Here is a 26,814-nt window from a genome sequence, read left to right on the forward strand (position 1 = left end):
GAATGGGGTACTTGAAATGAAAAATCATTTTAAGAGGGATGATGAAAGAGAGAAAAATAGTTTTGAAAAAACACTAATTGTTATCATAATCGTCCTTATAGGAATAGCGATTTTTGGTACGATGACTTATTACACAATCGGGGAGGATAAAAAGAAAGAGAAAAGTACTAAGAATGTAGATGATAATACGATAAAGATATCAACAACCGAATCAAACATAGCCTTTATTGGAAGAGACATTTTTTATCAGTATGTATCAAAAATGTCTAACAAAGAAGATGAAACTGGGAGCTGGCAAGGTACAGCTCAAGTAATGGATCAAATGGTAGTAGGCGAAGAAAATTACTATTCTGTAGCCATTAAATTTAATGTTGATTCCTTACAAGAAAAAAATAAATACCATGCAGAGTGGGATGCGACTGATAATGATGGGAAAATTACAGATAATCAATGGATTATCAAATTTAATAAAGAAGATCCATATACTTATACATTTTTAAGTAAAGAGAAGGCACCAGCCAATTTAAAATGGGAGAACGGTCTCGAGGATAGTCAAATAGAAAATGTAAAGATAAAGAAACATGATAAAAATTATGTGATGGAGAATTCCATTTTAAAGGTGACATATGATGAGAAGAAAACGTTTAAAAATGTTCCAATTACTATTGATCAATTTATGCGTGAAGATGGCCGAGTAAATGAAGAAGAATTACAAGAAGGAAGTTACTACATTAGTAAGGAAAAAACTGCTTTTGTACATGGTGGTCATCATAGTCCAGTAAAAGTGACTATGTCTGATGATGAAGGAAAGACATGGAAGACTGTAACAGTGGGGGATGATATTGATAATCGAAGGCTTAGTTTTATCGGGTTCACATCACAAGAGAATGGTTACATCGTTATAACGGGTGATAGAACGATGAGCTTTGAAACGAACGTTGTATATCAAACGAATGATGGCGGGAAAATGTGGACGAAAATGGGAAGTACATATGACCTTACACAATTTCTTGCGACAGGAGTAAGTTTTGCTACCGATCAAATTGGATTTATTACGTTTAAGACTACAAATGGAGATCCTGACGTTTATCGTACAGAAGATGGCGGGAAAACATGGGCGAAGCTAGATATTAAATTGCCAAATAAATATCATAGTGTTTTTACATCTGTAATGCCTCCTTTTTTTGATGGGGCAAGAGGTACGTTACTTGTATCGCAAGACGAGGGCGGGATGGATCGAGAAGGAAAGATGGCAAGGCTTGTATCAGAAGATTTTGGAGCTACATGGACATTTGAAAAAATAGTTAACATTTCAAATGAAAAATAAATCGAAGTAAGGAGAACATTACATTGTGTTAATCATGATATTTCTATTTCTGCTGGGAACGCACTCCAAAATGTCATAAAATCATTCGTGATTTTTACGATAAATATGGCTATCCAATTAGTAAACATATCAACACAAAGTGGTCAGCAGATTTCATCTATATCATAATGAAGCCGTTAGAATGGTTTTTCTTACTCGTATTGTATACAGTAGATAAAAAACCTGAAAATAGAATCTATATTCAGTATAGTGAACTGAGGAAATAATCATTTTATTTATATACATAAAGTAGATCCCTCACTCTAAGAGTGAGGGATTTTATAATTATTTCGCTATTATAGTAGTTTTGCTAGAAGGGATACTCTCGTTATGCAACCGATCCAAAGCAGTCACCGCATACGTATACGTCTCACCAGACACAGCTGTCTTATCTACATAAATTTCCCCAGGTTTTGTTTTTCGTACAGTAGTAAGTAAGTTTTCAGCTTTTTGAATGTCAACGTCATTCTTTTCATCTACTCGATAGATTGCATAATACGTAGAATCATTGTTTCTATTATCGATGATTCCTAAGGCAATACCATCATTTCTTGCAATGGCACCTTTTAAAGTAGGTTGTTTAGGTGGATCTTGATCTAGCCAAGGCATTGGTGGAATTAATGCAGGGTGTTTATAAATATCTTTTTGTAGTCGATCTTTTATTCCCAATGGATTGTTATTAATATCTTTTAAACTAAAGTGCATGCTACCTTTTATTTGTGAAAATTGATGATTTAATGTGATTTGTCTTGGATATTCTTCAGGGTCTGACCAAGCAGGGACTGAGTTATTATTAATTTTGTATGCAGCTTGTCCAATGTATAAGTGAATTGGTTTGTTTTCTGTTTCTTTTACCCACCAATCTAGTAAAACGTCATATGCTGCAGGTGTAAAACCGATATTCCAATAGATTTGCGGTGTAATATAGTCAATATATCCTTTTTGGATCCATTCTCGTGTGTCAGCATATAGGTCATCGTAATTTCTTTGTCCAGCAGTTGTATTAGAACCGGTTGGGTCATCAGCTATATTCCTCCATACACCAAATGGACTAATTCCAAATTTGACATAAGATTTTTCTTGTTTAATAGCGGTATTTAATCCACTTACAAGTTGGTTGACATTATCGCGACGCCAATCTCCAATATTAGAGAATTTTCCATTATTGTAAGTCTTATAGGTGTTCTGATCTGGGAATTCTTCTCCGGTTACCTTATAAGGATAAAAATAATCATCCATGTGAACGGCATCAATGTCGTAATTTTGTACGACTTCTAATATTCCTTCGGTTATAAAGTTTTTCACTTCTGGAATACCGGGATTATAGTATAGTTTTCCTCCATAAGATACAACCCAATCGGGATGTTGCTTAGCGGGGTGATTTTCTGCTAATTGATTTAAATTAGTGTGGTTCATGGTTATTCGATAGGGATTAAACCATGCGTGAAATTCAAGGTTTCTTTTATGGGCTTCTTCAACCATAAATGCAAGCGGATCATAGCCAGGGTCTTTACCTTGCACGCCTGTAAGGTATTCGGACCAAGGACCATATTGTGAAGGGTAAAAAGCGTCTGCGGTTGGTTTAATTTGCATAACAACTGCGTTCATACCTACATTTTTAACATCGTCTAATAGTTTGATAAATTCTTGCTTCTGCTTTTCGATAGATAATCCTGGCTTAGAGGGCCAATCAATGTTGAGCACAGATGCAACCCATGCGGCGCGTAACTCATGTTTTTGATACGTAGTAGGTACTTCAGCTTGTGTGGACCTAGAGGTTATGAACAGGAAGGGAATAATCAAGATGACGCTACAACAACTCATTAATAATTTTTTGAAAATCATCGTACGCCTCCTTACATATTCTATTATTGAGACTACTATATCACGTGAATATAAGGTTCACAATTGAGAAAGTAGAGCGCTGAAACTTTTATTTCAAATAAAAAATATTTTCACTGAAATTTCATTTCGTCAGAACTAATTTGTCTACATTCTTCATATGATTTTTAATAACGTGAAACTTCTTTTTGTTGGCTGTTTGACAGTCCTTGAAAAAGGCTGGAAATTACTTAAAGCATATAGGAGGATTATGAAATGAAAGTTCTGTTTGTATGTTCTGGAGGAATGTCCAGTTCAATTGTTGTAAACGCTTTAAAAAAAGAAGCGGAGAAAAAGGGGATTAGTGTGGATGTACACGCAATTGGAACAAGCGAAGTGGAAGAAGAGGTGAAAAATGGTTGGGATGTAGTAATGGTTGCTCCGCAAGTAAGGCATAGATTTAATGCAGTGAAAAAAATAGCAGATGAGCAGTCTGTTCCTTGTGGTGTGATTCCGCCACAGGCTTATACACCACTTGGTGGTCCGACGTTATTAAAAACAATGCAAGAACTCATTCATTAGGGGGGAGAGTAGTATGAATAAGTTTATCTCGTTTCTTGAGAATAACTTATCTAGCCCGATGGCGAGGCTTTCTGAGCAAAGGCATTTACAAGCAATTCGTGATGGGGTAATTTCAGCATTACCGTTTATTATTGTAGGAAGTTTCTTTCTAATAGTAGCGTTTCCGCCTCTTCCAAAGGATAGTTTTATTTCACTATGGGCAGCCAAGCATATAATGAGTATTTTAATACCATATCGATTAACGATGTTTATTATGTCGCTTTATATCGCCTTTGGTATTGGATATAATTTAGCGAAAAGTTATAAATTAGATGCCTTATCAGGAGCGCAGCTTGCAGTTTGTTCCTTGCTTCTTACATTGACGCCCGAATTAATTGATAAAAAAGGGTTTATGCTCCCAATGACAAACCTTGGGGGACATGGGTTATTTGTTACAATGATTGTTTCCATTTTATCGGTTGAGATTTTAAGATTCTGTAAGACGAAAAATGTGATGATTAAGATGCCAGAACAAGTACCGCAGTCTGTATCGCGTTCTTTTGAAGCACTTATACCTGCTGCTTTCGTTATTATTATTATGAGTATTATTACTGTTGTTTTTAGCATTGATTTACACCATTTAGTTGATAAGCTAGCTGCGCCATTGGTAAAAGCTGGTGATAGTTATTTTGGAGTTATTATACCTGTGTTTCTCATTACATTCTTCTGGTCATTTGGTATACATGGTGTTTCTGTTGTTGGGACGGTTGCTCGTCCTTTATGGGAAGTGTATCTTGGGAACAACTCTGCTGCAGTTGCAGATGGAGCGAGCAGTATACCATTTATTGCACCAGAACCATTATACCAATGGTTTATATGGATTGGTGGTTCCGGAGCTACACTAGGGCTTGTATTAGCCATGATTATTTTCGGTAGATCAAAATATTCTAAAGCGCTGTCGAGAACGTGTATAGTACCTGGTATCTTTAATATTAATGAGCCAGTTATATTTGGGCTTCCAATTGTATTAAACCCAATCTTAATTATTCCTTTTATTATTACACCACTTGTAACCGCAACCATTGCTTATACCGCAACCGCTATGGGACTTGTTACAGCGACTTATATTATGCCGCCGTGGACATTGCCAGCTCCAATTGGTGCATATTTAGCGACGGGTGGAGATTGGAGAGCTGTTGTATTAGTCTTCATTAATATAGCAATCTCATTCCTTATTTATCTGCCATTCTTTAAAATGTACGATAAAAATATGATTGAAATCGAAAAGAGTGGTGATGGCGAGCAAGGTTCTGTGAATGTGTAAGAATGAGAAATACGAAGCAATTATACAGATAGGTATTTGAGTGATAGGCAATGAGTCTATCACTTCTTTCATGATTAAAGATGAAACTAATTCATTTTATTAATAGAAGAGGGTGAAACAAAATGGGGATAAAATTCAGTTATAAAGGTGTGTTTTTACTTCTATTTGTAGTGATTTGTTCAAACCTTCTGTTTACACCTTTTTTAAGAATGTTAGACGTATCACAAATGCATAGTATATGGATTGTGACGAGCATTTCGGCAAGTATGATGCTGACAATTGTTGTATCTTTTATAGATGGTACGTATTCATCAAAAGTACAACTAATTGTTAGATTCGTATTCTTTCTAGTTGGTTGTACGTTGCTTACACATATGATTGTCTTTTAAAGAAGTATAGAGGTGATACTATGTATATTGTTGGCTTAATGTCTGGTACATTTTTAGATGGTATAGATGCTGCTCTTATGCATATTGAAGGGGGGGCGAGAGGATACAGAATTAAAACTACTTCACTTTATTACAGAACCATTTTCAAAAGAAATAAAAAATGAAATTCAGCAAGCATTATCGATAGAAGCTTCTATTGTAAAGCCTCTATGTAGTTTGAATTTTAAGCTCGGATTATGTTTTGCAAATGCAGTGAAAACCGTCTGCCAAAAAACTAATTTTCCGATAGAACAATTAGTTTTTTGGGGTTGGCATGGTCAAACTGTTTTTCATCATCCTATCCAAGAGGGAATGGTGGGATTTTGTGCTCTGTACCAGAAATATACGCTGAATTTAAGAGAGGTTGTGAAAAGAATATGAATAAAATAAATTTTATTCATATGGAAATTTCATCAACAAAAGGAGCTTATTTTTTAGCTACAAAAAAATCTACTATATTTTAAACATAGTTTTCAATATAGTAGTCTCGTTTTAAAAGTGAACATTTGGTATTATTTACAAAAAAGGAGGTGTTATATGAATTTTGGGATTAGAATATGGATTTTTTTATTTAGAACTTTATTTCCGATCTTCTTGCTTATCGTATGTATGAACATTATAGCTATTATAGGAATCGATAAAGTTCCGGTACATAAAACGCAAGTTATAATAATTGTAAGTTTGTTTATAGCTTGGTCAATAGGATATATTTTACAATATATTAAATCTGTACGTGTTATTGCATGGAATTTGATAGGGTTTACAACGGTAGCAGGCTTTATATTTTATTGCATTGTTTACTTCTTTGCTACTTACACTTAAAAATAGTAATTAGAAAGCGAATGATTATATGATTTATATCAACCAGTTTCTGTACGTAATAGGAGCTTATATGGTGGGGAATATATTAACGGCATATATCATTATAAAATGGAAATACGGGATGGATATTCGCGAGGTTGGTAGTGGAAACCCTGGTGCACGGAATATGGGGCGTTTATATGGAAAAGGATATTTTATCGCTACATTTTTAGGGGATGCGTTAAAAGGAGCAGTTGTTGTTTATATAGCAAGAATTTTATTTGGAGAGTCTATATTTTTATTAATATCTTTACTAGCAGTTGTAGTAGGTCATATATATCCAATTTTCTTTAAATATAAAGGTGGAAAGGGAATTTCGACCTTTATTGGGGGCCTCATTGTATTCAATTATTCGATAGCACTTACTCTAGTGTTTGTATTTATTTTGTTTTATTTCATTTTTAAGAGTTTTACAAAGGCAGGCTTAATTACAATCGCTTGCTTACCACTTTGTATGATTGCATACTCGTATTCTATGATAGCGATTTTATTAAGTGTTTGTATAATTCTATTGATTTTGTACGCACATAGAAAATAAAGGGGATTAAAACATGGGGTTAATGTATAAAATTGCTAATCAAACTTGGGAATTTGAAAGTATTCATAAATTAAATTATAAAACATTCGTAGAAGAGATTCCGCAGCATGAACAAACAGAAGAGCACAAACGTATAGATTTGTTCCATGAAGAAAATACGTATTTAATCTGTTTAGATGGTCAAAGATTAGTAGGAATGGTTGCGGTGCGAGGGACAAGGCCATTCTCCTTAGATAATAAAGTACCTCATTTAGATGAGCGGTTACCAGAACGTGGTGATCGTGTATATGAAATTCGTTTATTAGCTGTGGAGCAAGAATATCGAAGCGGAAGGGCTTTACTAGGATTGATTCGATTTCTACATCGTTATTTGCTTCTAAATGGATATGATTCAGCGCTCATTTCAGCAACAACACGTGAACTATCACTTTATGAACAAATGGGCTTTCGGCCTTTTTATACATTAGTTGGGACAGAGCAAGCTGCATTCAAGCCGATGTATATCACTCCAAATATGTTTGAACAATCTAGTATTATAAATGTAGTAAAAAAAGAATATACTTTTTTACCAGGACCTGTTGAGATTAGTGAAAATGTCCAGCAAGCATTTGCTTCTAATCCAATTTCGCATCGTTCCAACCAATTTAAAGCTGTGATGGAGAATGTGAAAAGACGACTTTTGCAAATGACAAAAGCTAAGCATGTACAAATCATGCTTGGGACAGGTACATTAGCAAATGATTCAATCGCTTTACAGCTGAAGTTATTACGGGGACATGGATTAATTTTAACAAATGGTGAGTTTGGGAATTGTTTAATCAAGCAGGCAAACCGAGTAAACTTATCATTTGATACATATGAACGAGAAATGGGAACACCATTTTTATACAATGAAATAGAGGAGGTAGTGAAACATCAAGAGTATGATTGGATATGGTTTGTTCATCATGAAACGTCCACCAGTATGTTAAATGATTTAGAAGTGTTAATTGGAATTGGTAAAAGGTACGGTATTAAATTATGTGTAGACTGTATTAGTTCTATTGGAGCAATCCAATTCTCTCTAGAAGATGTGTATTTTGCCAGCGGAGTTAGTGGAAAAGCGATTGGAGCATACACGGGGCTTTCTTTTGTACTTTACAATCATATTGTGAATGCAAATGAAGCATTACCTGCGTACATGGATATAGGAATGTATGATGATAACGGAAGTGTACCGTACTCTCAGTCTTGGAATTTAATGTGCGCCTTACAAGAGGCATTAAAGAATTTTGAAGATGAAGACAAATATAAGAAAATATATGAGACGTATACCTTTATTGAAGAAACTGTTACCAATATGGGATTACAACTTGTATCTCCAAAAGAGCATACCTCATCTATCATTCTTACAATTGCATTAGATAAAGAACTTTCTTCTAAGGAAATAGGAGATTCATTAGCTTTACAAGGGTTTATTATTCATTATGAATCATCCTATTTACAACAAAATAACTGGATTCAAATCGCTTGCCTAAATCATTATAAAAAACGTGAAATAAAAAGGATGCTAGATTGCTTACAAATGCATGTAGAACAAGTGTATAGTTAACAGAAAAGACGGTTATGAGGGCCGTCTTTTCTGTTTTTTTCCTATGTATGTGCTGTTCTAAATAAGGATTCCATCTTCGCTTTTCCCTTTTTTCGAATTTCTGCATCTGTATGTACCATGATGTATCTATGTGCCCAAGCAATTGCGATAACGTCATCTAACAAGCCAATTCCGATGAAAGCTGCTAAATCCGGGATGAAATCGATTGACCATACATAATAGGACAGTGCAGCTAATGTAATTATCTTGGCTTTAGCGGGTAATTCGTCCTTTTTTAAGGTGTAATATAAAATAATACTTTCATACACACCAGATTTCCCTAATTTTATTGCGCCTTTTTTAAATTTTTTCCATAGTTTCTGTTTCTCCATATAATTACTCCTTATTTCGTTTTGATATTCATTTTATAAAAGTTATGTCAATGCGCTTAAAAATATAGATTTTTTAAAAGGATAGACAAACAATCGACAAAATAACCCTTTTTATCATTTCTTTCTTGTTGTTCATCCTCATATGAATAGAAAAGAAGAAGATTGGGGGAGAAAACATGTGGCTTTTGTTGGATATAATAGTTGATATTATTCTGTTTTATCCGAGGAATGACGCGAAATTAAAATATCATATTGCGCAGTTAAGTGAACAAGAATGGTTCCAAGAGGTACATGAAGATACAAGATATATAGAGATCATTTGGAATAATCGGAAAATCAAGAGGCTGATTTTGTCACCTTCAAATATGAAATTGCTAATAAAATCAAAAGAGAAACAGAAAGAACTACTCGAAATCATTCATAGTGAGTATGAAAAAAGGAGATAAGAATTATTTTATTTTTCATATTTAGCGTAACAAATGGTACAATGAGAGCTTAATGTGAAAAATAAGGAAAAGAAGTGATCTGTTTGAAAAATTTTTTAGAGTTAGGAATTAGTGAAACATTTAATCATACATTACGTGAGAACGGAATTGCTGAAGCAACACCAATTCAAGAGCAAGCAATCCCTGTTGTTATGGCTGGAAAAGATATAATTGGGCAAGCAAAAACTGGTACAGGTAAGACGCTTGCATTTGTTTTGCCGATTTTAGAAAAAATTGACCCCGAGTCGAGTGATGTCCAAGCTTTAATTGTTGCGCCAACTAGAGAATTAGCACTGCAAATTACAACTGAAATTGAAAAAATGCTTGTTCATAAAGAAGATATCAATGTTCTTGCGATATACGGTGGTCAAGATGTTGCACAGCAAATGAGAAAGTTAAAAGGAAATACACATATTGTTGTAGCAACACCAGGACGTTTATTAGACCATTTACGCCGTGAAACGATTGTATTATCCAATGTTTCTATGCTTGTATTAGATGAAGCGGATCAAATGCTTCATTTCGGCTTTTTATACGATATAGAAGACATTTTAGAAGAAACACCTGAGAGTAAACAAACAATGTTATTCTCAGCGACGATGCCAAAAGATATTAAAAAGCTTGCGAAGCGTTACATGAAAGAGCCTGAGATGATTCGGATTCAAAGTGAAGAAGTAACGGTGAATAATATTAAGCAACGTGTGATTGAAACGACAGACCGTGCAAAACAAGATGCGCTGCGCCATGTGATGGACCGTGATCAGCCATTTTTAGCTGTTATTTTTTGCCGCACAAAGCGTAGAGCTAGTAAGTTATATGATGATTTAAAAGGGTACGGCTATAATTGTGATGAGCTTCATGGTGATTTATCGCAAGGGAAACGTGAGCGAGTAATGAAGAGTTTCCGCGAGGCGAAAATTCAATACTTAATCGCAACAGACGTTGCTGCTCGTGGGTTAGATGTAGAAGGTGTAACACACGTATTTAACTATGATATTCCTGAAGATGTAGAGAGTTATATACACCGAATCGGGCGAACTGGACGTGCTGGTGGATCAGGACTTGCCATTACATTTGTTGCACCAAAAGATGAAATGCATTTAAAAGAGATTGAAAAAGGTATTGGTACAACATTGCAGAGACAAGAGTTAGAACTACCTGCGCACCAAGTAAATGCAAAAAATGAACAAAATAAAAAAGAACATACAAAGAAACCAAAGAAAACAGGTCAATATCGTCAAAGAGATAATCGCGAAGGATCCCAAAACGGCAAACAGCGATCATTTCATAAACCAAGTAAAAAGAAAAGTAGTACAAAGCAAGGACAGCAAAGACGAGGGCGTTAATGCAGAGTATATGTTAAGAATGAAAAGTCGTTATTCTTTCTAGGAAGGCTAACGACTTTTTTATTTTTATGATTCAAAGCGGCAGGATAATGTAATTAGGATGTTGTATACATTAGGTTAAGGAGGAACTGTTTCTGGTGTGCAATAAATTATAGCAGTAAGAATGAAACTTTTTAAAGGAGACACATATACTTATATTAGACCGACAGTCGGTCTAGATGAAAGGAGTTTCTTTATGAGGATTGTAAAAGAATACGAAGAACGTAGAAATGAAATTTTGGATATAGCAGAACAACTATTTATTTCTAAAGGATATACGAAAACAACTATAAATGATATTTTACGAGAAATCGGTATCGCTAAAGGAACTTTTTATCACTATTTTAAATCAAAGGAGGAAGTAATGGATGCTATTATCATGAGGATTGTAACTTCTGATGTAGCGGCAGCAAAAAAGATTGCTTCAAATTCAAAGATTCCAGTAGTTGATAAATTATTTCAAATTTTAATGGTGCAAGCACCAAAATCTGGTGGGAATAAAGAAAAAATGATCGAGCAATTTCACAAGCCAAATAATGCAGAAATGCATCAAAAAAGCTTAGTGCAAGCTATTTTACATTTAGCGCCTGTTTTAACGGAGGTAATTGAACAAGGAATTGATGAGAAAATTTTTGCGACTGCATATCCAAGGGAAACAATAGAAATTTTAATTGCTTCAGCACAAGTTATATTTGATGAAGGATTGTTTCAATGGCAGCCTCATGAAGCAATGCAAAGAGCAAAAGCGTTTATCAATATGATGGAAACGACGCTTGGAGCAAAAAAAGGAACATTTAATTATATGTTAGACATTTTGAAGAAACAGTCGTAGCATAATTTTTTTAGAATTAATTAGACCGACAGTCGGTCTAATATTCTGCTGAAAGGTGTGTATACAATGAAAAACAATGCAAGTATAAAATCTTTCCCTAAAGATTTTATACTTATGGTAATTGGGCAAATTGTATCAATCTTAGGAGCTACTCTCTTACGTTTTGCTTTATCACTCTATGTGCTAGATATAACGGGACGTGCAGATGTTTTTGCCACCTTATATGCCATATCGAGCATACCTCTTTTGTTGTCACCTCTTGGCGGAGCTATTGCTGATAGATTTAACAGGCGTAATTTGATGGTAATCTATGATTTGATAAGTAGTGCTGTTATATTGTGTTTTATTTTTGTGTTATCGATTGGAAACGTTTCTGTAATACTCATTGGTGTTGTTATGATTTTGCTAGCATTTATTAGTTCGATGTATTCTCCCGTTGTTATGGCAAGTATTCCGCTGCTCGTTGCGGAAAAGAAATTGGAACAGGCAAATGGTATTGTGAATGGTGTGCAAGCATTGTCAAGTGTAGCAGCTCCTGTTTTAGGCGGAGTGCTATATGGTATTGTAGGCTTGAAAATCCTTGTTGTGATGAGTTGTATTACCTTTTTCTTATCAGCTATATTAGAGATGTTTATTCAAATTCCATTTGTGAAAAGGAAGCAGGAGGGTCATATTGTACCGACAATAATAAAAGATATGAAAGACGGGTTTACTTATGTTGTCAGAGCACCTTATATTTTGAAATCTATGATCCTTGCAGCATTGCTTAACTTAATTCTTACACCAATTTTTGTTGTGGGAGGCCCCATTATTTTACGGGTAACGATGCAAAGTAGTGATACGCTGTATGGCATAGGGATGGGGCTAATAGATTTTGCTACAATTTTAGGGGCTTTGTCTATTGGCTTCTTTGCGAAAAAGATGAAAATGAGCACAATATATCAGTGGCTACTTATGATTGCTCTTTTAGTTGTCCCAATGGCTGTCTCTATTATGCCTTTTGTGCTTAAATTTGGATATTACCCATCATTTATTCTCTTTATCTTATGTGCAATTCTGATCGCAATGGTAATGACGATTATCTCTATCTTTGTCATTACAGTTGTGCAAAAGAAAACGTCAAACGAAAATTTAGGGAAAGTCATGGCAATTATTACAGCAGTTGCGCAATGTATGGCACCGATAGGGCAGGTTATATATGGATTCATGTTTGAAATCTTTAGTGTAAAAGTCTACTTACCTATATTATTTGTAAGTTTCATAATGATAGTAATAGCGGTTGTAACAAAGCGAATATTGAGAAATGAGGGGGAAACTGCGTGATATGATTGGGAGAATGCTTAAAAGAGACCTTTTACGAAATCGAATGATATCGTTCATCTTATTTATATTTATTATGTTGTCGTCTGTATTGATTGCTAGTGCTGCTGGTATTCTAGTCGATTTATTTGGTTCGATGGATCGACTATTTAAAAATTCCAATGCACCTCACTTTGTACAAATACATGCCGGAGAAATCGATCAGAGAGCCATTGATACTTTTGTATTTCGAAATAAACTTGTTAAAAAGCAACAAACAGTAGAGATGATTACAATTCATGGCTCTAATGTTTTTATAAATGATAGAAAGCATGCGGAAAATAACAGTGTGATGGACATGAGCTTTGTGAAACAAAACCGTTCCTTTGATTTTTTACTAGACTTAGAAAATCAAGTAATAGATGTTTCACGAGGGGAAGTAGGAGTTCCAATTTATTATATGAAAGAAAAAGATTTAAAGATTGGAGATAAAATATGGATTATAAATGATCATTTTAAAAAGGAATTTAAGATAAAGGCATTTGTCCGAGATGTTCAAATGAACCCCTCTATTGTCAGTTCGAAGCGATTTGTCATTCATGATGCAGATTGGAATTTATTAAAGTCGAACCTTGGAGAAAGCGAGTATCTTATAGAATTTCAGTTACATGATTTAGAAAAAGTAAATGAGTTTCAGGATATGTACCAGGCATCGAATTTACCTCAAAAAGGAACCACAATTACGTATTCCCTCTTTAAGACTTTGAATGCTTTAAGTGACGGCGTCGTGGCCGTTGTTATTATTTTCATTAGCTTGTTATTAATCGTCATAGCACTTCTTTGTATTCGATTTACAATGATTACGACTATGGAAGAAGAGTATCGAGAAATCGGTGTCATGAAAGCAATTGGCATTCGCAGTAAGGATATTCAGAAGCTGTATCTAACAAAAGATTTTGTCCTGGCAGTGGTCGCCAGTATATGTGGATATATTCTTTCGCTATTTATTGGAGAGTTATTTACGGACAACATCGCTCTATACATGGGGGCAGCTGAAAAAAATTAGTACATTATGTTGTGCCATTAATCGGTACGACATCGGTCTTTATAATCGTTGTCTTTTTCTGCCAGTTCGTGTTGAGAAAATTCCGGCGAATTAGTGTTGTTGAAGCAATTAGGAAAGGGAATTTAGCGGGTAATGTACGAAATAGGCGGACATTTATACTTTATAAAAGTCGACTTCTACATGTAAATATATTTTTAGGTATAAAAGATGTGTTCAGCCGCATGAAAATATATAGTGTGTTATGTTTTGTTTTTATAATCTCGTCATTCCTTATGATTGTCCCAGTAAACTTTCTAAATACAATGCAGTCTCCGGATTTTGTTACTTATATGGGAGCTGGTAAGAGTGATATAAGAATAGATTTGCAGCAATCTAGTGATGTAAAGGAAAGATTTAATAAAATGATATCCTATATTCAAAGGGATAGCGATGTAGAAAAACATACAGCACTCATAACTAGCACGTTTAAGGTGTTAAATCGTGATGGTGCTTTTCAAAATATGAATGTAGAGATTGGGGATTTCACAGCTTTTCCTTTGGAGTATTTAAAGGGAGGAGCACCAAGATATGAGAATGAAATTGCTCTTTCTTATTTGAACGCAAAAGAAATGAAGAAAACGATTGGTGATGACCTGGTTCTTATCGTAAATGGGGAAAAGAAGGAATTAACTATATGTGGGATATATCAGGATGTCACCAATGGCGGAAAAACTGCTAAAGCTCTTTTACCGTATGATGTTGATCAGATATTATGGCATGTAGTGAACTTAGATATGAAATCGGATGTCGATATGGAAAGAAAAATAGAAGAATATAAGAATGTATTTTATCCCGCAAAAGTTACAGACATGGATGAATATTTGTCGCAGACATTAGGGACGACTATCGAACAGTTAAAGTTTATTACAGTATTAGCAATAGGTATTGCAATAGTTGTATCGGTATTGATTACATCTATGTTTTTTAAGATGTTACTGGCAAAAGATTCTTCTCATATTGCTACTTTAAGAAGCCTCGGGTTTTCTTATAAGGATATTCAGGTTCAGTATATGACCCGGTCAATTTTTGTTTTATTAATAGGCATTATAGTCGGAACATGTATGGCTAGTACTCTAGGGCAAGGGGTAATTAGCGGATTAGGTTCATTGATGGGTGCTTCACATATTGAGTTTGTTGTCGATCCTTTTGTTTCTTATTTTATTTGTCCACTTTTGTTCATGATTGCAGTGACAGTTACCACATTTATAAATAGCACACTGATAAAAAATATAAGAGATTTAAAACAATAAGGTGGGAACAGAATGAAAAATATTTTAGAAGTGGAGCGTTTAAATAAATTCTATTCATTGGGAAAAACAGCAAAACATCATGTATTGAAGGATATTAACTTAAGAATTGAGATGGGTGAATTTGTATCTGTTATGGGTCCATCTGGATCAGGTAAGTCTACGCTACTTTATACTGTGAGCGGGATGGATAAAATGACTTCAGGAAGCGTGAAACTCGCTGGCAAAGAAATTGCGGACCTGTCTGAGGAAGAGCTAACGAAACTACGTTTATATAAAATGGGTTTTGTTTTTCAGAAAAGTACTTTGATTAGAAATCTGAATATTTTTGATAATGTTATTTTATCTGCTTATTTAGCTAAAACTGACAATCGGCAAAAAATAAATAAACGAGCGAGTGAACTGATGAAACGAACAGGAATTGCGGATTTATCAGATCGTGATATAACTCAAGTATCAGGGGGACAGTTGCAGAGAGTGTCTATATGCCGAGCACTTATTAACAATCCAGATATTATATTTGGTGACGAGCCGACAGGAGCGTTAAATTCACAAGCAACAAATGAGGTAATGGACATTTTATCGAATATCAATCAATCGGGAACAACGATTTTGCTAGTTACTCATGACGTAAAAGTGGCTGCAAAGACTGGGCGAGTACTTTTTATGTTAGATGGAAGGATTAGTTGTGAAAAAAATCTAGGTAAATATCAGAAAGAAAAAGATGACATTAGAGCAAGGGAAGAAGAGTTATTACGTTGGCTGTCCCAAATAGGGTTTTAACAATAAATATTTAATTGAAAATGGAGTGGGTAAAAGAAATACAAAAGAGCAGCTAGCAAAAGCTAACTGCTCTTTTCTAAGGTGGATTCAGGAGAAAGTAACTTAATGGGGATCTACATTATTGATGGAATGTTGAGTTTTATTCAGAGGGATGTTTGTTAGGAAGTCACACTAAAATCCTTGTTATTAACCAAGTAGCTCCTATAAGCACTAAAAATTCAAAGAATATCAGAAATACGCTTTTCTGTGGCTTTTTAAATTCTCTTATTAAAGCAAAAAACGCACTAATTCCTGCAAGAATAAAAATAATGAGTTTCAATGTATCTGGCATGTTCAACGCTCCTAAAATTTAGTTAATTCAATTATACAGTAGATGTTTTTTATATTAATAAATATTATTTAGAATTAAGAGGAATTTAAGCCCGATTTAAACAAAATAATCCTTTGCATATAGTCTGGATAGAAAATTAGAAGACACCAAATCATTAGAGTGGTATGAACTATGAATGGTGTTCTTTTTATTTTAATAAAAGGACATGCGTGGAATGAAAGCATGAACAGATTAATTAGGTAAATGGAAAAAGTAAAGCAATCAAGTAAAATAGAAGAAATGAGAAGTTAAGCGCATGGAATATCGAGAATTTGAGATAGAGTATTCTAAAATTGAAGGGAAATCTAAATGGAAATTTTTATCTCACTACAATTATTTATAACCATTCAGCTCATTTTTTTGTTTAGGGGTTAATTTTTTTGAGTTGATGGTAATGGGCAATACCCCTATATGGATAAAAGGTAAAAAAGTAGCGAGATAAGCGACTAAAATAGCAGTACCACCACTATAAATGTGTTGGTACTGCTATATAGAGTAACAAGTTTTATATTAATTTAGAACGTACTTGCTACTTTAGTAGCTTTTTCAAGTCCTGTAGCAATAATTTCTTCTGCTTTATCAGGGAATTGGTTGTGACCTTCAATCACTACTTTTTCTATATCTGATACACCAAAGAAGCCCATCATACTTGCTACATATTTAACAGCCATTTCCATCTCAGCTTTTGGTCCTTCAGAATATACACCGCCACTTGCGTTTAATAATGCAATTTTCTTATTTCCAAGAAGACCTACTGGACCTTCTGGCGTATACTTAAATGTTTTACCAGCACGGTTTAAGTAATCGATATATGTGTGTAGTACAGCTGGGATTGTCAGATTCCATAATGGGAAACCAAACACAACTTTATCAGCTGCAAGGAATTGATTTAAATAATTATCAGCAACAGATACTGATTTTGCTTCTTCTACTGTTAAATCAAGTCCTCTACTAACCTTAAATGTACCGTTGATCATATCTAATCCTACATATGGCAATTCTTCATTGTATAAATCAAGCTCTACCACTGTATCATTTGGGTGCGATTCTTTATAGCTTGCTAAAAAAGCCTCATATAATTTCACACTAACTGCCTGATCTGCTGGACGATTGTTTGCTTTTACAAATAAAACTGTTGTCATGTTTTTTCCTCCTGTTACTCGCTATTACGTTGTTATATATTCACTCAAAACGGCGTTATATTGCCTTTACAATATTTTTTTAAAACTATACTCCATTTCTCCACCTAGAGCTTCAGCTGTATCACCAGTTTCTCTGAAATCATGTGTATGAATTTCTTCGAACGGACCAAAATCTGTTTGTTTATAAAGTTCATAGCAAGGGAATCCGTCATGTGTACCTTCAATATCAATAGTACCATCTTTTTTAACATGTACAGTTAATAGGTAGTCAGCGGGAGGTGCATATACATTTAATGGGTTACTAGCACTTGCACTCATTTGAAACTTGACGTCATCAGAACTCCATACAATATTCGTACACAAAATATTTTCTGTACTCGCTTTTCCTGTTCTTTTATGAACGGAACCATCTGGAGTTGTGATTCTTTCTGTTGTTAAGCCCGTATTCGCATATGTGAAAATTTCTTTTTTGTAAAAATCTACAACTACTTCTTGTTCAATTCTGGAACGCATAGCATTTACAGCATAAGGTGTAAATTCACGTGAATCACCCTCGAATTCAATTACGTTTCCTGTTTGAATATCTTTCTTAGGTTCAGTCCAAGACATTGGAATAAATGCACTTGCTCTAATTTTAACGATACTAGTCATGAGGACCCTCCATAATTTATTAATTTTTGTTTCGGTAAATTTTATTACTTTTTAAATTAAAATATAGTCAATTTGATTGACTATATCCCGTATAGTACAATAGGATTGAATTGTAGTCAACCCAGTTGACTTCATTTGAGGAGGTTTTATGTATGAAGCATCAAGTATTTAGTGAATTAGATCTTACATCGCTTTTATCATTATCTTTTAGTGCATCCATTAATGAATTACATGAAAAATTAAATGAATTGGGATTTGGAGATATTAGACCTGTACATGGTTTTATGTTTAAATGTATCACTCCTAATGGAGCAACAGGTATAGAACTAGCCGAATATTTAGGAATTACGAAGCAGGCTGTGAGTAAAATGGTGGATTATCTTGAGAAAAGTGGTTATGTAATGCGCAAAGCTCATCCTACTGATAAGAGAGGGAAAATTATTGTTTTGACTGAACGAGGTTGGTTAGTTGTAAAAGCAAAAGAGAAGATACTAGCTGAGATTGAACAACGTTGGATTACAAATATAGGTACCGAACGAATGCAAATGCTCAAAGAGGATTTAACAAAATTAGTTTATGAAGCTAATGAAGGTAATTTATCACCCAGGTTAAGACCTGTTTGGTAAATATTGATATTAAAAGGTGGACTAGCAGTACGCCAATTAACTTAAAAAGTATATAATCCCCATAATAATGAAAAAGTACGCTATTCTTTCTGTAGAATTATAGGAAAGGATGGCGTTTTGTATGTCAATTTCTGTGATTCTCCTTTTTAAGTTGAATAGACGATTTAATATTCCTGAGATAGATTGTGGTATAATTTACATATAGGGGGAAAGTAGATGACACAACATAAAGAAGAACAAATGAACCAAGCGCTTGCATTGTTTTATTTTGCATATAAAACATTTACAGAAAAACCAGATGAAATTATTAAAGAATATGGTATACAGCGCGTGCATCATCGAATTTTATTTTTTATCGCTCGATTTCCAGAGCTTAGTATAAATGAATTGTTATCTCTGTTAGAAATAAGTAAACAAGCTCTTCACGGACCACTTCGTCAACTTCTTGAAAAGGGGCTTATTGAAAGCAAGGAAGCAGAACATGATCGCCGTGTGAAACAGCTTGTCCTAACGAAAGAAGGGGCAGAGTTAGAGAGAAAACTAAGCGATGTGCAAAGAGAACAAATGGGAAGTATTTTTTCAAAATTTGGTGAAACATGTGAAGAACATTGGCATCAGGTGATGACGGAACTAGCAAATAGCCGTTTAGGTTTTGATGCATGGTTATCAAAGCGTGAAGAACCAGCTGATCAAAAATAAGGAAATGATTCATTTCTCTGTTTTTAGAGTTTGAAAGAGAATTGGTTGGATCTCTGTATTTTGGCAAGTATGGGTGAACCATAGAAATACATGAATAAAAAATGGATAGTACCAGATACTTTATGACGTGTACGTATTACAAAACTTAAAGTGTTATTTCCGAAAGGGGAATTATGATGATAAAACTTGTACTTATTCGTCACGGACAAAGTTTATGGAATCTTGAAAATCGCTTTACAGGATGGACGGATGTAGATTTATCGAAAAATGGATTAAACGAAGCACGAGAAGCAGGTGCGATATTAAAAAACAATGGATATACATTTGATGTTGCGTATACTTCTGTTTTAAAGCGCGCAATTCGAACACTCTGGATTATTCTTCATGAAATGGATTTAGCTTGGGTTCCCATACATAAATCATGGAAGTTAAATGAGAGACATTATGGAGCATTACAAGGTTTAAATAAAGATGAGACAGCAAAGAAATATGGAGATGAACAAGTTCATATTTGGAGACGAAGCATGAATGTAAGGCCGCCAGCTCTTACTAAAGACGATCCAAGGTATGACATGACTGATCCAAGGTATAAACTTCTTAAAAAAGAGGAATTTCCTTTAACAGAATGCCTAGAAGATACAGAAAAAAGAGTGCTGGACTTTTGGCATAAGGAAATTGTACCAACGTTACAATCTGATCAAAAAGTAATTATTTCATCACATGGGAATACAATTCGTTCTCTCGTGCAATATTTAGATAATTTATCGAACGATGGTGTTGTATCATTGAATATTCCAACGAGTATACCACTTGTATATGAATTAGATGAGAATTTACAGCCTATTCGTCATTATTATTTAAGCATGGATGGAGAAGTACCTAAAGGTGTAATTCCAAAGCATATGTCTTTGTAAAAAAATATTTTTGAAAATTTGAAATGCAGGCTTGTCTACATATACAATGTAGATTCATTGTAAAAGACGTGGTTTCCTTCTCATGTATATGCAGCATAACTTACTTTAGAAGGTTGTCCATGTCTTTTGTCATAATGAGAGAAAATTGAGCATGTAATGATATCGTGGGAAGTTTTTGAATGGAGGGTGATGTGATTGACAGTCTCTAACATTCGAATTGGTTTGTTTTTTCTCGTACTAGTCTTTCTATTTCTTATTTTCTTTTATTGGAGAAATGAAGAATTGTACGAAGAGAAAAAGCAACTTATTCGAAAAACATGGTATGGCGTGTTTATTACTTCAGTCACAATTTATTTCATGATTGAAGGTATTGATTTAACCCTCTGGAAAAACATTTTAATGTTTGTTGCGATGGTGGTATTTGTTGATATTGCATTTATTTTAACTCCAAATATTTCAGAAATATGGGGTGCGAAATTTAGTGATATCGGAAAGACCGTCCAATCTATTAAACGCTCATTAATTGCTTCAAAAGCACGAGGAGAGATTTATACTACCATCATTCAAAATGTAAATCCTGCAGCATTTGGTACGATGGAGTGGAGGACAGAGGCAGAGTATGCACAAAGTTTAAATGCATTCCTTGATACGTATGCCGAAAAAATCGGGGCAAAAATCGTTGTATTTGTGACAGCGGATGAATTAAATACAAATTTCCGTGGTATTCGCTCTCAATTTAGTATTACAGTACCTTTAGAACATATAGAGCAATTAAATGAACAAAAAGCTGTTCAAGTAGAAAATGTTGGTATCATACCAGCGAAAATAGTAAAAGATGTTTGTATTGTTATTGATGGTCAAAAAAACAATCTTCAAGATCGAGATTTTGAAAATGTATATAATTTAACGATTCAGCATAGTTATTTTAATAAGTAAGGACAGAATATAAATTCTGTCCTTTTCTCCTATACATAATTTGGTGCAAATTATGAGGAAATTGGACGAAAAATGAATAAAATTGGACAATCATCCCTACACTAGCAGGTAGAGGTGATTGTAGTGGAAAAAGAATATAACAATGAATTTTTCAAAGAAGAAACTGAGGATACAACAGATTTCTCTTTAATAAAAGGAGATACAATGCAGCAAGTAGAAGAGTTAGAAGAAGAATTAAAAAGAAAAGGATAACGTCTGGTTTATATTTGAGATATAATGAAGAGAGAAAGATTGTATCTTTTTTATAAAGGGGGAGGAAAAAATGCAAGAAATGAAACAACAAAAACTTGCTTTTTTTAAAGAAAAAAAAGAAGCACCGAATACAGATTTCTCTCTTGTGAAAGGTGCATTAACAGAAAATATTAATCGACTAGAAAAGCTCATGCATGGTGATGCATCAAAATATATACAAGGGAAAAAATTAAAAGAAAATGTATAAAAGCATTTTCTTTTTTTATGTCTTCTTCATTTCTGCTCCGAATTCCTCAAAATCTAGTAACTTACGAAGTAAATAAAGGAGCTTTGATCTGAAGGGCTTTGTTATCTAGTAAAAAACGAAAAGCGTTTTGTATCGTTTTTCGCTTTTTTGTATTAAAATTAAGTTGTCTTAAAATTAGTATTTTACAGATTACTAAAAATAGTATAATGAATGCAATCACATTTTAGAAAGAAGGTATTCCCTTGAAAAAGATTTACGTTATTCATGAAAACACAGAATGGACAAGACATCTAACGAGAAGATTGGAAGAACTCGGTCTTCCGTATGAAGAATGGCATTTAGACAAAGGGAATGTGGATCTTTCGTCTGTTCCGCCGCAGGGCATATTTTATAACCGTATGAGCGCTTCTTCTCATACAAGAAATCACCGATTTGCACCAGAGTTTACGGGTGCTGTCCTTGCTTGGTTAGAGAGGCATAATCGAAAAGTGTTCAATGGAAGCAGAGCATTGCAGCTTGAAGTAAGTAAAGTCGGGCAATATATGGCACTGAATGCACAAGGAATTCGGACACCTAAGACAATTGCGACTGTTGGTAAGGATTATATTATAGAAGCGGCAGCGCAATTTGAAGGACAGCCATTCATTACGAAGCATAACCGTGCTGGAAAAGGATTAGGCGTTCAACTGTTTCAGTCTGTTGTTTCTTTACAAGAATACGTAGAAAGTACAGCATTTGAAGAGCCAGTAGATGGTATTACATTAATTCAAGAATACATTCAATCTCCTGAGCCCTACATTACACGTTGTGAGTTTGTAGGCGGGAAATTTGTATATGCAGTTCAAGTCGATACATCGAAAGGCTTTGAATTATGCCCAGCCGATGCTTGTCAAATTGGTGATTTGTTCTGTCCTGTTGGAGAGAAAGTCCCGGAAAAACCGAAGTTTCAAATTATTGAGGGCTTTGAGGATCCCATTATTCAAAAATATGAGGCAGTTTTGGCTGCAAATGATATCGCAATTGCTGGCATTGAGTTTATTCGAAATGCCGATGGTGAAATTTTCACTTATGATATTAATACAAACACAAACTACAATGCTGATGCGGAAGCAGTTGTTGGAAAATACGGTATGCTAGAGATTGCGAAGTTTCTTGGTAGTGAATTAGAGAAGATATAATAGATGGGAAGAAAGCTGCTGATGAAGCAGCTTTCTTTGCTAAATTCCATTCGAATAAAAAGTAAAATGATGAAGCGTGGTATAATGATAACGAATAGAATGATTTAAAATTCAAAGATTTATTTAAGAGAGGAGCTTCACAATGTATTCTAATTTAGAACAATTAACAAAGCACCCGGTATTTTACCATTTTGCAGAAATTTCAAAGATTCCAAGAGGATCTGGAAATGAAAAAGAAATTAGTGATTTCCTAGTGAAATTTGCAAAAGATCGTAATTTAGAAGTAATGCAAGATGAAGCTTTAAACGTAATTATTAAAAAGCCAGCAACTGACGGTTATGAAAATGTTCCAGCAATTATTATCCAAGGTCATATGGATATGGTTTGTGAGAAGAATCAGGCAACAGTTCATGATTTTGAAAAGGACCCGATTGAGTTACGAATCGTTGGGGACATGCTGTATGCAAATCAAACGACTTTAGGTGCTGATAATGGCATTGCAGTTGCATATGCATTAGCACTATTAGATTCGTCTGATATTCCGCATCCAGCTCTTGAGGTTGTAATTACAACTGAGGAAGAGACAACGATGGGTGGAGCTTTTGCTGTTGATGCGAGTCACTTTGATGGGAAAATATTTATTAATATTGATTCTGAAGAAGATCATAAATTATTAGTGAGCAGTGCAGGCGGAGCGAAAGCAGTTGAAACCATTTCTGTTGATTGGGAAGAGGCACCTGCTGAACTAGAAGCATACCGTCTATATGTTGGTGGGCTAAAAGGTGGCCATTCTGGTATGGAAATTGATAAACAACGAGGAAATGCCAATAAAGTATTAGGACGCGTTCTTCATGATTTATCAAAAGAAATCTCATTTAACATAAGTGAAATTCATGGCGGATTAAAAACAAATGCGATTCCACGTGAAAGTGTTGCAACAATTTTATTATCTGTAAATGATGTACACAAGGTAGAAGAGAAAGTAGCACAATGGACACGTATTTTCCAAGAAGAGCTACGTGCTGTAGATCCTGATGTATATGTTTCTCTTACAAAATTAGAAGAAAAAATAGAAAAAGTATTTGCTAAAACAACACAGAGCCAACTTATTTCTTCTTTATTCTTAATTCCAAATGGTATCCAAAGTATGAGCATGGATATTAAAGGGCTTGTAGAAAGTTCAACAAATTTAGGTGTTATTGAAACATTACATAATGAAATTAAATTACGAAACGAAGTAAGAAGTTCTGTAAGTAGTTTAAAACAGCACATTACAAATGAGATTAAACATATCGCAGAGTTAGTTGGTGCAACGTTCGAGAAGGAATCAGAGTATCCAGAATGGCCATACAGTCCGAATTCACCAATTCGTGATTTATTTGAAAACGTGCATAAAGAAAAATATAACAAGGATATTGAAATCTTTGCAGTACATGCTGGTATTGAATGTAGTGTATTTGTTCAAAAAATGCCTGAATTAGATGCGATTTCATTTGGACCAGATATTTTCAACGTTCACACACCAGATGAGCATATTAGTATTTCATCAGTTATCAATAACTGGGGATTCTTTGTTGATGTAATGAAAGAAACGAAGTCTTTAGCATAAATAAGAATGAGCTGAACCGCCTAAGGAAAATCTTAGGCGGTTTTCTGTTGTATCTTTATAAAAAAAGATTGATCATTTTAAAAAAGGTGAAATAACGACTTTTGAAATAAATTTATTTGTTTACGAAGGTCGAATATAACTAACTGTAAAAATATGAAAAAAATCCCTTCATCAATATTGACAATGGAAACAAATTACAATAAAATTTGATTGATCAATCAATCATTTTTTGTGAAAGGAGTATCTAAATGGAACCTATACTTACTAATGATGAAAAAAAGAAAAGAAAAAGATCTGCTATCTTAAACGCCGCAATTAAATTATATAGTGAGAATGGTTTTGCAGAAACAAAAGTTGCCGAAATAGCAAAAGAAGCAGGAGTTAGCTTTGGTACCGTATTTACGTATTTTGATTCAAAAGAAGCACTTTACGAATCAGCGATTTTGGAGCCATTGGAGGAAATCAAACCATATTTTATTGAGATAGAAAAAAACTTTAAAGGTGATCCTCTTGAAGTTGTGAAGGAAATGATAGATTGCCATGTAAAACTCTTTTCAATGAGAAGTGAATACCTACGTCTAATTCAGCAGGTTCTTGCGAGACCTGATCGATTTCCAAAGCTTTTTAAAGAACTAGACGATTTCGTAAATACATTTATAGACTGTATTCATCCGATTATTGAAGCAGGGCAAAAGCTGGGTTACTTTTATGAAGAATCGCCTTCATTAATTACTGAGTCGTACTTATCTATCTTAAACGGAATGCGTTTAACGTTTATTGATGAATATACAAACTTGATGTGGAAGGATATAACGATACAAGCCCTGAGATTATTTGGACCTATCTCTAATAAATAAGGAGTGATTTATATGAAATTGAGGGATATTCATCCCAACATCAAACTTCGTCTGGTCATGCAATTTCTAGGCGGCCTTATTTCCATGGCTGTTATACCTTTTCTGGCAATCTATTTTGTTCAGAAAATCGGAGCTACTGAAACAGGTATTATTCTTATAATAATTGTGATTAGTGGGGTCATTGGAGGGTTTATCGGAGGGCATATCTCAGACAAAATAGGTCGGAGAAAAATAATGATTTATTCTGAACTTGGTATATTGTTTTCGTATCTGTTTATAGCACTTTGTAATTCTCCTTGGTTTAACCTTCCTTATATTACTGTAGCATTCTTTATCATCAATATGTTTTGTGGAGGAATGTTTCAGCCAGCGGCACAAGCTATGATTATTGATGTTACTAATTCTGAATCGAGAAAGCTAGTATTTACTATTAGCTACTGGTTGGGGAATTTAGCAACTGCTATTGGAGGAATCATTGGAGCATTTCTTTTTAAAAACTACTTGTTTGAGTTATTTATTGGGATTTCATTCATCTCTTTGTTATCTGTCTTCATGACCGTATTCTTCATCACAGAAACCTACACACCAGAACCTTCATCTAAGTCTTCTAATTATAAGAAAAAATTTTCAGCAATAGAGATGTTTCAAACTTATTCGACCGTTTTAAAAGATAAGCTGTTTATGTTTTATATTTTCGGAGCGATCTTGATCTTTTCCTTGGAACAGTCTTTAACAAACTATATTGGGATTCGTCTTGAAAAAGATATACCCCATCATTCAGCCTCATTGTTTGGAATAGATTTCATGCTTGATGGCACAAAGATGCTGGGTTTTCTCCGAACTGAGAATACAATTCTTGTAGTTCTCCTATCAAGTATTGTATTATTTTTATTTAAAAAGTTGAGTGATCGCTGGACCCTAGTTACGGGGATGTTGATTTTTTCTATATGTTTTAGTGTTTTTGCTTTTACAAATAGCGTGTTGTTACTTTTTATTGCCATGTTTATTGGAACAATTGGTGAACTGATGTATGTTCCTATTAAACAGGCGATGATAGGGGAACTTGCACCATCTAACGCTCGTAGCACCTATATGGCTTTTAATAGCTTGACTTTCTACGGAGCAATGATTGTATCTTCGTTGTTGATCATCGTTGGAGAGTGGATTCGTCCTATATATATGGGGGGATTGCTTCTTATTCTAGGGTTAACTGGTACATTTTTGTACTACATAATAACAAAAACGCTAGACTCTAAAGTTAGTGAAAAGAATGAAAAAAAAGTATCTGTTTCTTATTAAAGGGTTGTTTTTTCCCTAATGCATGAAAAAAACTAGC

At 34.3% G+C, this 26,814-nt stretch carries 27 protein-coding genes and 3 pseudogenes; 25 read left to right on the top strand and 5 right to left on the bottom strand.

Annotated features, from left to right (window positions below; translation table 11 throughout):
- Nucleotides 1-16: 16 nt before the first annotated feature.
- Nucleotides 17-1,327: a WD40/YVTN/BNR-like repeat-containing protein gene (locus CN373_RS08365; RefSeq protein WP_098359075.1), complete on the top strand. Its 1,311-nt coding sequence runs from the start codon at nucleotides 17-19 to the stop codon at nucleotides 1,325-1,327.
- Between the two features lie 56 nt (nucleotides 1,328-1,383).
- Nucleotides 1,384-1,593 (top strand): annotated as a pseudogene (locus CN373_RS26120) (DUF6688 family protein); the annotation flags it as partial.
- Between the two features lie 58 nt (nucleotides 1,594-1,651).
- On the opposite strand, the gene CN373_RS08375 reads toward CN373_RS26120, so the two are convergent.
- Nucleotides 1,652-3,211 (bottom strand): glycoside hydrolase family 10 protein, encoded by a 1,560-nt coding sequence (locus tag CN373_RS08375; protein ID WP_098359076.1) that lies wholly within the window; start codon nucleotides 3,209-3,211, stop codon nucleotides 1,652-1,654.
- Nucleotides 3,212-3,463: 252 nt separating this feature from the next.
- On the opposite strand from CN373_RS08375, the gene CN373_RS08380 reads away from it, so the two are divergent.
- The 7 genes and pseudogenes from CN373_RS08380 (at nucleotide 3,464) to CN373_RS08415 (ending at nucleotide 8,490) form a co-directional block, all read left to right on the top strand.
- Nucleotides 3,464-3,769 (top strand): PTS sugar transporter subunit IIB, encoded by a 306-nt coding sequence (locus CN373_RS08380; RefSeq protein WP_098359077.1) that lies wholly within the window; start codon nucleotides 3,464-3,466, stop codon nucleotides 3,767-3,769.
- A gap of 13 nt (nucleotides 3,770-3,782) precedes the next feature.
- Nucleotides 3,783-5,072: a PTS sugar transporter subunit IIC gene (locus CN373_RS08385; protein ID WP_098359078.1), complete on the top strand. Its 1,290-nt coding sequence runs from the start codon at nucleotides 3,783-3,785 to the stop codon at nucleotides 5,070-5,072.
- Between the two features lie 122 nt (nucleotides 5,073-5,194).
- Nucleotides 5,195-5,461, top strand: coding sequence for a hypothetical protein (locus tag CN373_RS08390; protein ID WP_000511498.1), 267 nt, complete (start codon nucleotides 5,195-5,197; stop codon nucleotides 5,459-5,461).
- A gap of 20 nt (nucleotides 5,462-5,481) precedes the next feature.
- A pseudogene (locus CN373_RS08395) lies at nucleotides 5,482-5,812 on the top strand (anhydro-N-acetylmuramic acid kinase); the annotation flags it as partial.
- A 225-nt stretch (nucleotides 5,813-6,037) separates the two neighbouring features.
- On the top strand, nucleotides 6,038-6,322 hold the full coding sequence (locus tag CN373_RS08405) for a hypothetical protein (protein ID WP_001009040.1): 285 nt from the start codon (nucleotides 6,038-6,040) through the stop codon (nucleotides 6,320-6,322).
- A gap of 28 nt (nucleotides 6,323-6,350) precedes the next feature.
- Entirely contained in the window at nucleotides 6,351-6,899 is a 549-nt protein-coding gene (plsY, locus tag CN373_RS08410) for a glycerol-3-phosphate 1-O-acyltransferase PlsY (protein WP_033664097.1), read from the top strand.
- Between the two features lie 13 nt (nucleotides 6,900-6,912).
- Nucleotides 6,913-8,490 carry an aminotransferase class V-fold PLP-dependent enzyme gene (locus tag CN373_RS08415; RefSeq protein WP_098359079.1) on the top strand — a complete coding sequence of 526 codons (1,578 nt, stop codon included), beginning with the start codon at nucleotides 6,913-6,915 and terminating at the stop codon, nucleotides 8,488-8,490.
- 41 nt (nucleotides 8,491-8,531) lie between these two features.
- On the opposite strand, the gene CN373_RS08420 is transcribed toward CN373_RS08415, so the two are convergent.
- Nucleotides 8,532-8,861, bottom strand: a complete 330-nt coding sequence (locus CN373_RS08420; RefSeq protein WP_098359080.1) for a YkvA family protein — start codon at nucleotides 8,859-8,861, stop codon at nucleotides 8,532-8,534.
- Between the two features lie 176 nt (nucleotides 8,862-9,037).
- Between CN373_RS08420 and CN373_RS08425 the strand changes: the two genes are divergently transcribed.
- The 6 genes and pseudogenes from CN373_RS08425 (at nucleotide 9,038) to CN373_RS08450 (ending at nucleotide 15,997) form a co-directional block, all read left to right on the top strand.
- The gene (locus CN373_RS08425; protein ID WP_098359081.1) at nucleotides 9,038-9,307 is read left to right on the top strand and encodes a hypothetical protein; all 270 of its coding nucleotides are present in this window, start codon (nucleotides 9,038-9,040) and stop codon (nucleotides 9,305-9,307) included.
- A 74-nt stretch (nucleotides 9,308-9,381) separates the two neighbouring features.
- Nucleotides 9,382-10,692: a DEAD/DEAH box helicase gene (locus CN373_RS08430; protein ID WP_033664099.1), complete on the top strand. Its 1,311-nt coding sequence runs from the start codon at nucleotides 9,382-9,384 to the stop codon at nucleotides 10,690-10,692.
- Nucleotides 10,693-10,927: 235 nt separating this feature from the next.
- Nucleotides 10,928-11,563 (top strand): TetR/AcrR family transcriptional regulator, encoded by a 636-nt coding sequence (locus tag CN373_RS08435; protein WP_098359082.1) that lies wholly within the window; start codon nucleotides 10,928-10,930, stop codon nucleotides 11,561-11,563.
- Nucleotides 11,564-11,629: 66 nt separating this feature from the next.
- On the top strand, nucleotides 11,630-12,886 hold the full coding sequence (locus CN373_RS08440) for an MFS transporter (protein ID WP_113708524.1): 1,257 nt from the start codon (nucleotides 11,630-11,632) through the stop codon (nucleotides 12,884-12,886).
- 1 nt (nucleotide 12,887) lies between these two features.
- A pseudogene (locus tag CN373_RS08445) lies at nucleotides 12,888-15,217 on the top strand (ABC transporter permease).
- A 12-nt stretch (nucleotides 15,218-15,229) separates the two neighbouring features.
- Nucleotides 15,230-15,997 (top strand): ABC transporter ATP-binding protein, encoded by a 768-nt coding sequence (locus tag CN373_RS08450; RefSeq protein WP_098359084.1) that lies wholly within the window; start codon nucleotides 15,230-15,232, stop codon nucleotides 15,995-15,997.
- Nucleotides 15,998-16,163: 166 nt separating this feature from the next.
- Here the strand turns inward: CN373_RS08450 and CN373_RS25520 are convergent, their stop codons facing one another.
- The 3 genes from CN373_RS25520 to CN373_RS08465 all read right to left on the bottom strand — a co-directional run bounded on the left by CN373_RS25520 (nucleotide 16,164) and on the right by CN373_RS08465 (nucleotide 18,160).
- Complete coding sequence (locus CN373_RS25520; RefSeq protein WP_098359085.1) at nucleotides 16,164-16,328, bottom strand: hypothetical protein; 165 nt, start codon at nucleotides 16,326-16,328, stop codon at nucleotides 16,164-16,166.
- A gap of 554 nt (nucleotides 16,329-16,882) precedes the next feature.
- Nucleotides 16,883-17,509: an FMN-dependent NADH-azoreductase gene (locus tag CN373_RS08460; RefSeq protein WP_000214299.1), complete on the bottom strand. Its 627-nt coding sequence runs from the start codon at nucleotides 17,507-17,509 to the stop codon at nucleotides 16,883-16,885.
- A 66-nt stretch (nucleotides 17,510-17,575) separates the two neighbouring features.
- Nucleotides 17,576-18,160, bottom strand: coding sequence for a DUF3238 domain-containing protein (locus tag CN373_RS08465; protein WP_098359086.1), 585 nt, complete (start codon nucleotides 18,158-18,160; stop codon nucleotides 17,576-17,578).
- Nucleotides 18,161-18,312: 152 nt separating this feature from the next.
- On the opposite strand from CN373_RS08465, the gene CN373_RS08470 reads away from it, so the two are divergent.
- The 10 genes from CN373_RS08470 (at nucleotide 18,313) to CN373_RS08520 (ending at nucleotide 26,777) form a co-directional block, all read left to right on the top strand.
- Entirely contained in the window at nucleotides 18,313-18,786 is a 474-nt protein-coding gene (locus CN373_RS08470; protein WP_098359087.1) for a MarR family winged helix-turn-helix transcriptional regulator, read from the top strand.
- Between the two features lie 216 nt (nucleotides 18,787-19,002).
- Nucleotides 19,003-19,485, top strand: a complete 483-nt coding sequence (locus tag CN373_RS08475) for a MarR family winged helix-turn-helix transcriptional regulator (RefSeq protein ID WP_098359088.1) — start codon at nucleotides 19,003-19,005, stop codon at nucleotides 19,483-19,485.
- A gap of 176 nt (nucleotides 19,486-19,661) precedes the next feature.
- The gene (gene gpmA / locus CN373_RS08480) at nucleotides 19,662-20,399 is read left to right on the top strand and encodes a 2,3-diphosphoglycerate-dependent phosphoglycerate mutase (RefSeq protein WP_098359089.1); all 738 of its coding nucleotides are present in this window, start codon (nucleotides 19,662-19,664) and stop codon (nucleotides 20,397-20,399) included.
- Between the two features lie 195 nt (nucleotides 20,400-20,594).
- Nucleotides 20,595-21,335, top strand: coding sequence for a type II toxin-antitoxin system SpoIISA family toxin (locus tag CN373_RS08490; protein ID WP_000218768.1), 741 nt, complete (start codon nucleotides 20,595-20,597; stop codon nucleotides 21,333-21,335).
- Nucleotides 21,336-21,458: 123 nt separating this feature from the next.
- Nucleotides 21,459-21,587 carry a hypothetical protein gene (locus CN373_RS08495; protein WP_000410317.1) on the top strand — a complete coding sequence of 43 codons (129 nt, stop codon included), beginning with the start codon at nucleotides 21,459-21,461 and terminating at the stop codon, nucleotides 21,585-21,587.
- Between the two features lie 70 nt (nucleotides 21,588-21,657).
- Nucleotides 21,658-21,834, top strand: a complete 177-nt coding sequence (gene spoIISB / locus CN373_RS08500; RefSeq protein ID WP_001157103.1) for a stage II sporulation protein SB — start codon at nucleotides 21,658-21,660, stop codon at nucleotides 21,832-21,834.
- A 242-nt stretch (nucleotides 21,835-22,076) separates the two neighbouring features.
- Nucleotides 22,077-23,012, top strand: coding sequence for an ATP-grasp domain-containing protein (locus tag CN373_RS08505; protein ID WP_098359090.1), 936 nt, complete (start codon nucleotides 22,077-22,079; stop codon nucleotides 23,010-23,012).
- A gap of 142 nt (nucleotides 23,013-23,154) precedes the next feature.
- A complete protein-coding gene (locus CN373_RS08510; RefSeq protein WP_098359091.1) occupies nucleotides 23,155-24,621 on the top strand; it encodes an aminoacyl-histidine dipeptidase in 1,467 nt (488 codons plus the stop codon).
- A 248-nt stretch (nucleotides 24,622-24,869) separates the two neighbouring features.
- On the top strand, nucleotides 24,870-25,478 hold the full coding sequence (locus CN373_RS08515) for a TetR/AcrR family transcriptional regulator (RefSeq protein WP_000433369.1): 609 nt from the start codon (nucleotides 24,870-24,872) through the stop codon (nucleotides 25,476-25,478).
- A 12-nt stretch (nucleotides 25,479-25,490) separates the two neighbouring features.
- A complete protein-coding gene (locus CN373_RS08520) occupies nucleotides 25,491-26,777 on the top strand; it encodes an MFS transporter (RefSeq protein WP_098359092.1) in 1,287 nt (428 codons plus the stop codon).
- Nucleotides 26,778-26,814 lie beyond the last annotated feature (37 nt).

Origin of the sequence: Bacillus cereus, assembly GCF_002561295.1 — a bacterium.
GTDB lineage: Bacteria > Bacillota > Bacilli > Bacillales > Bacillaceae_G > Bacillus_A > Bacillus_A cereus_S.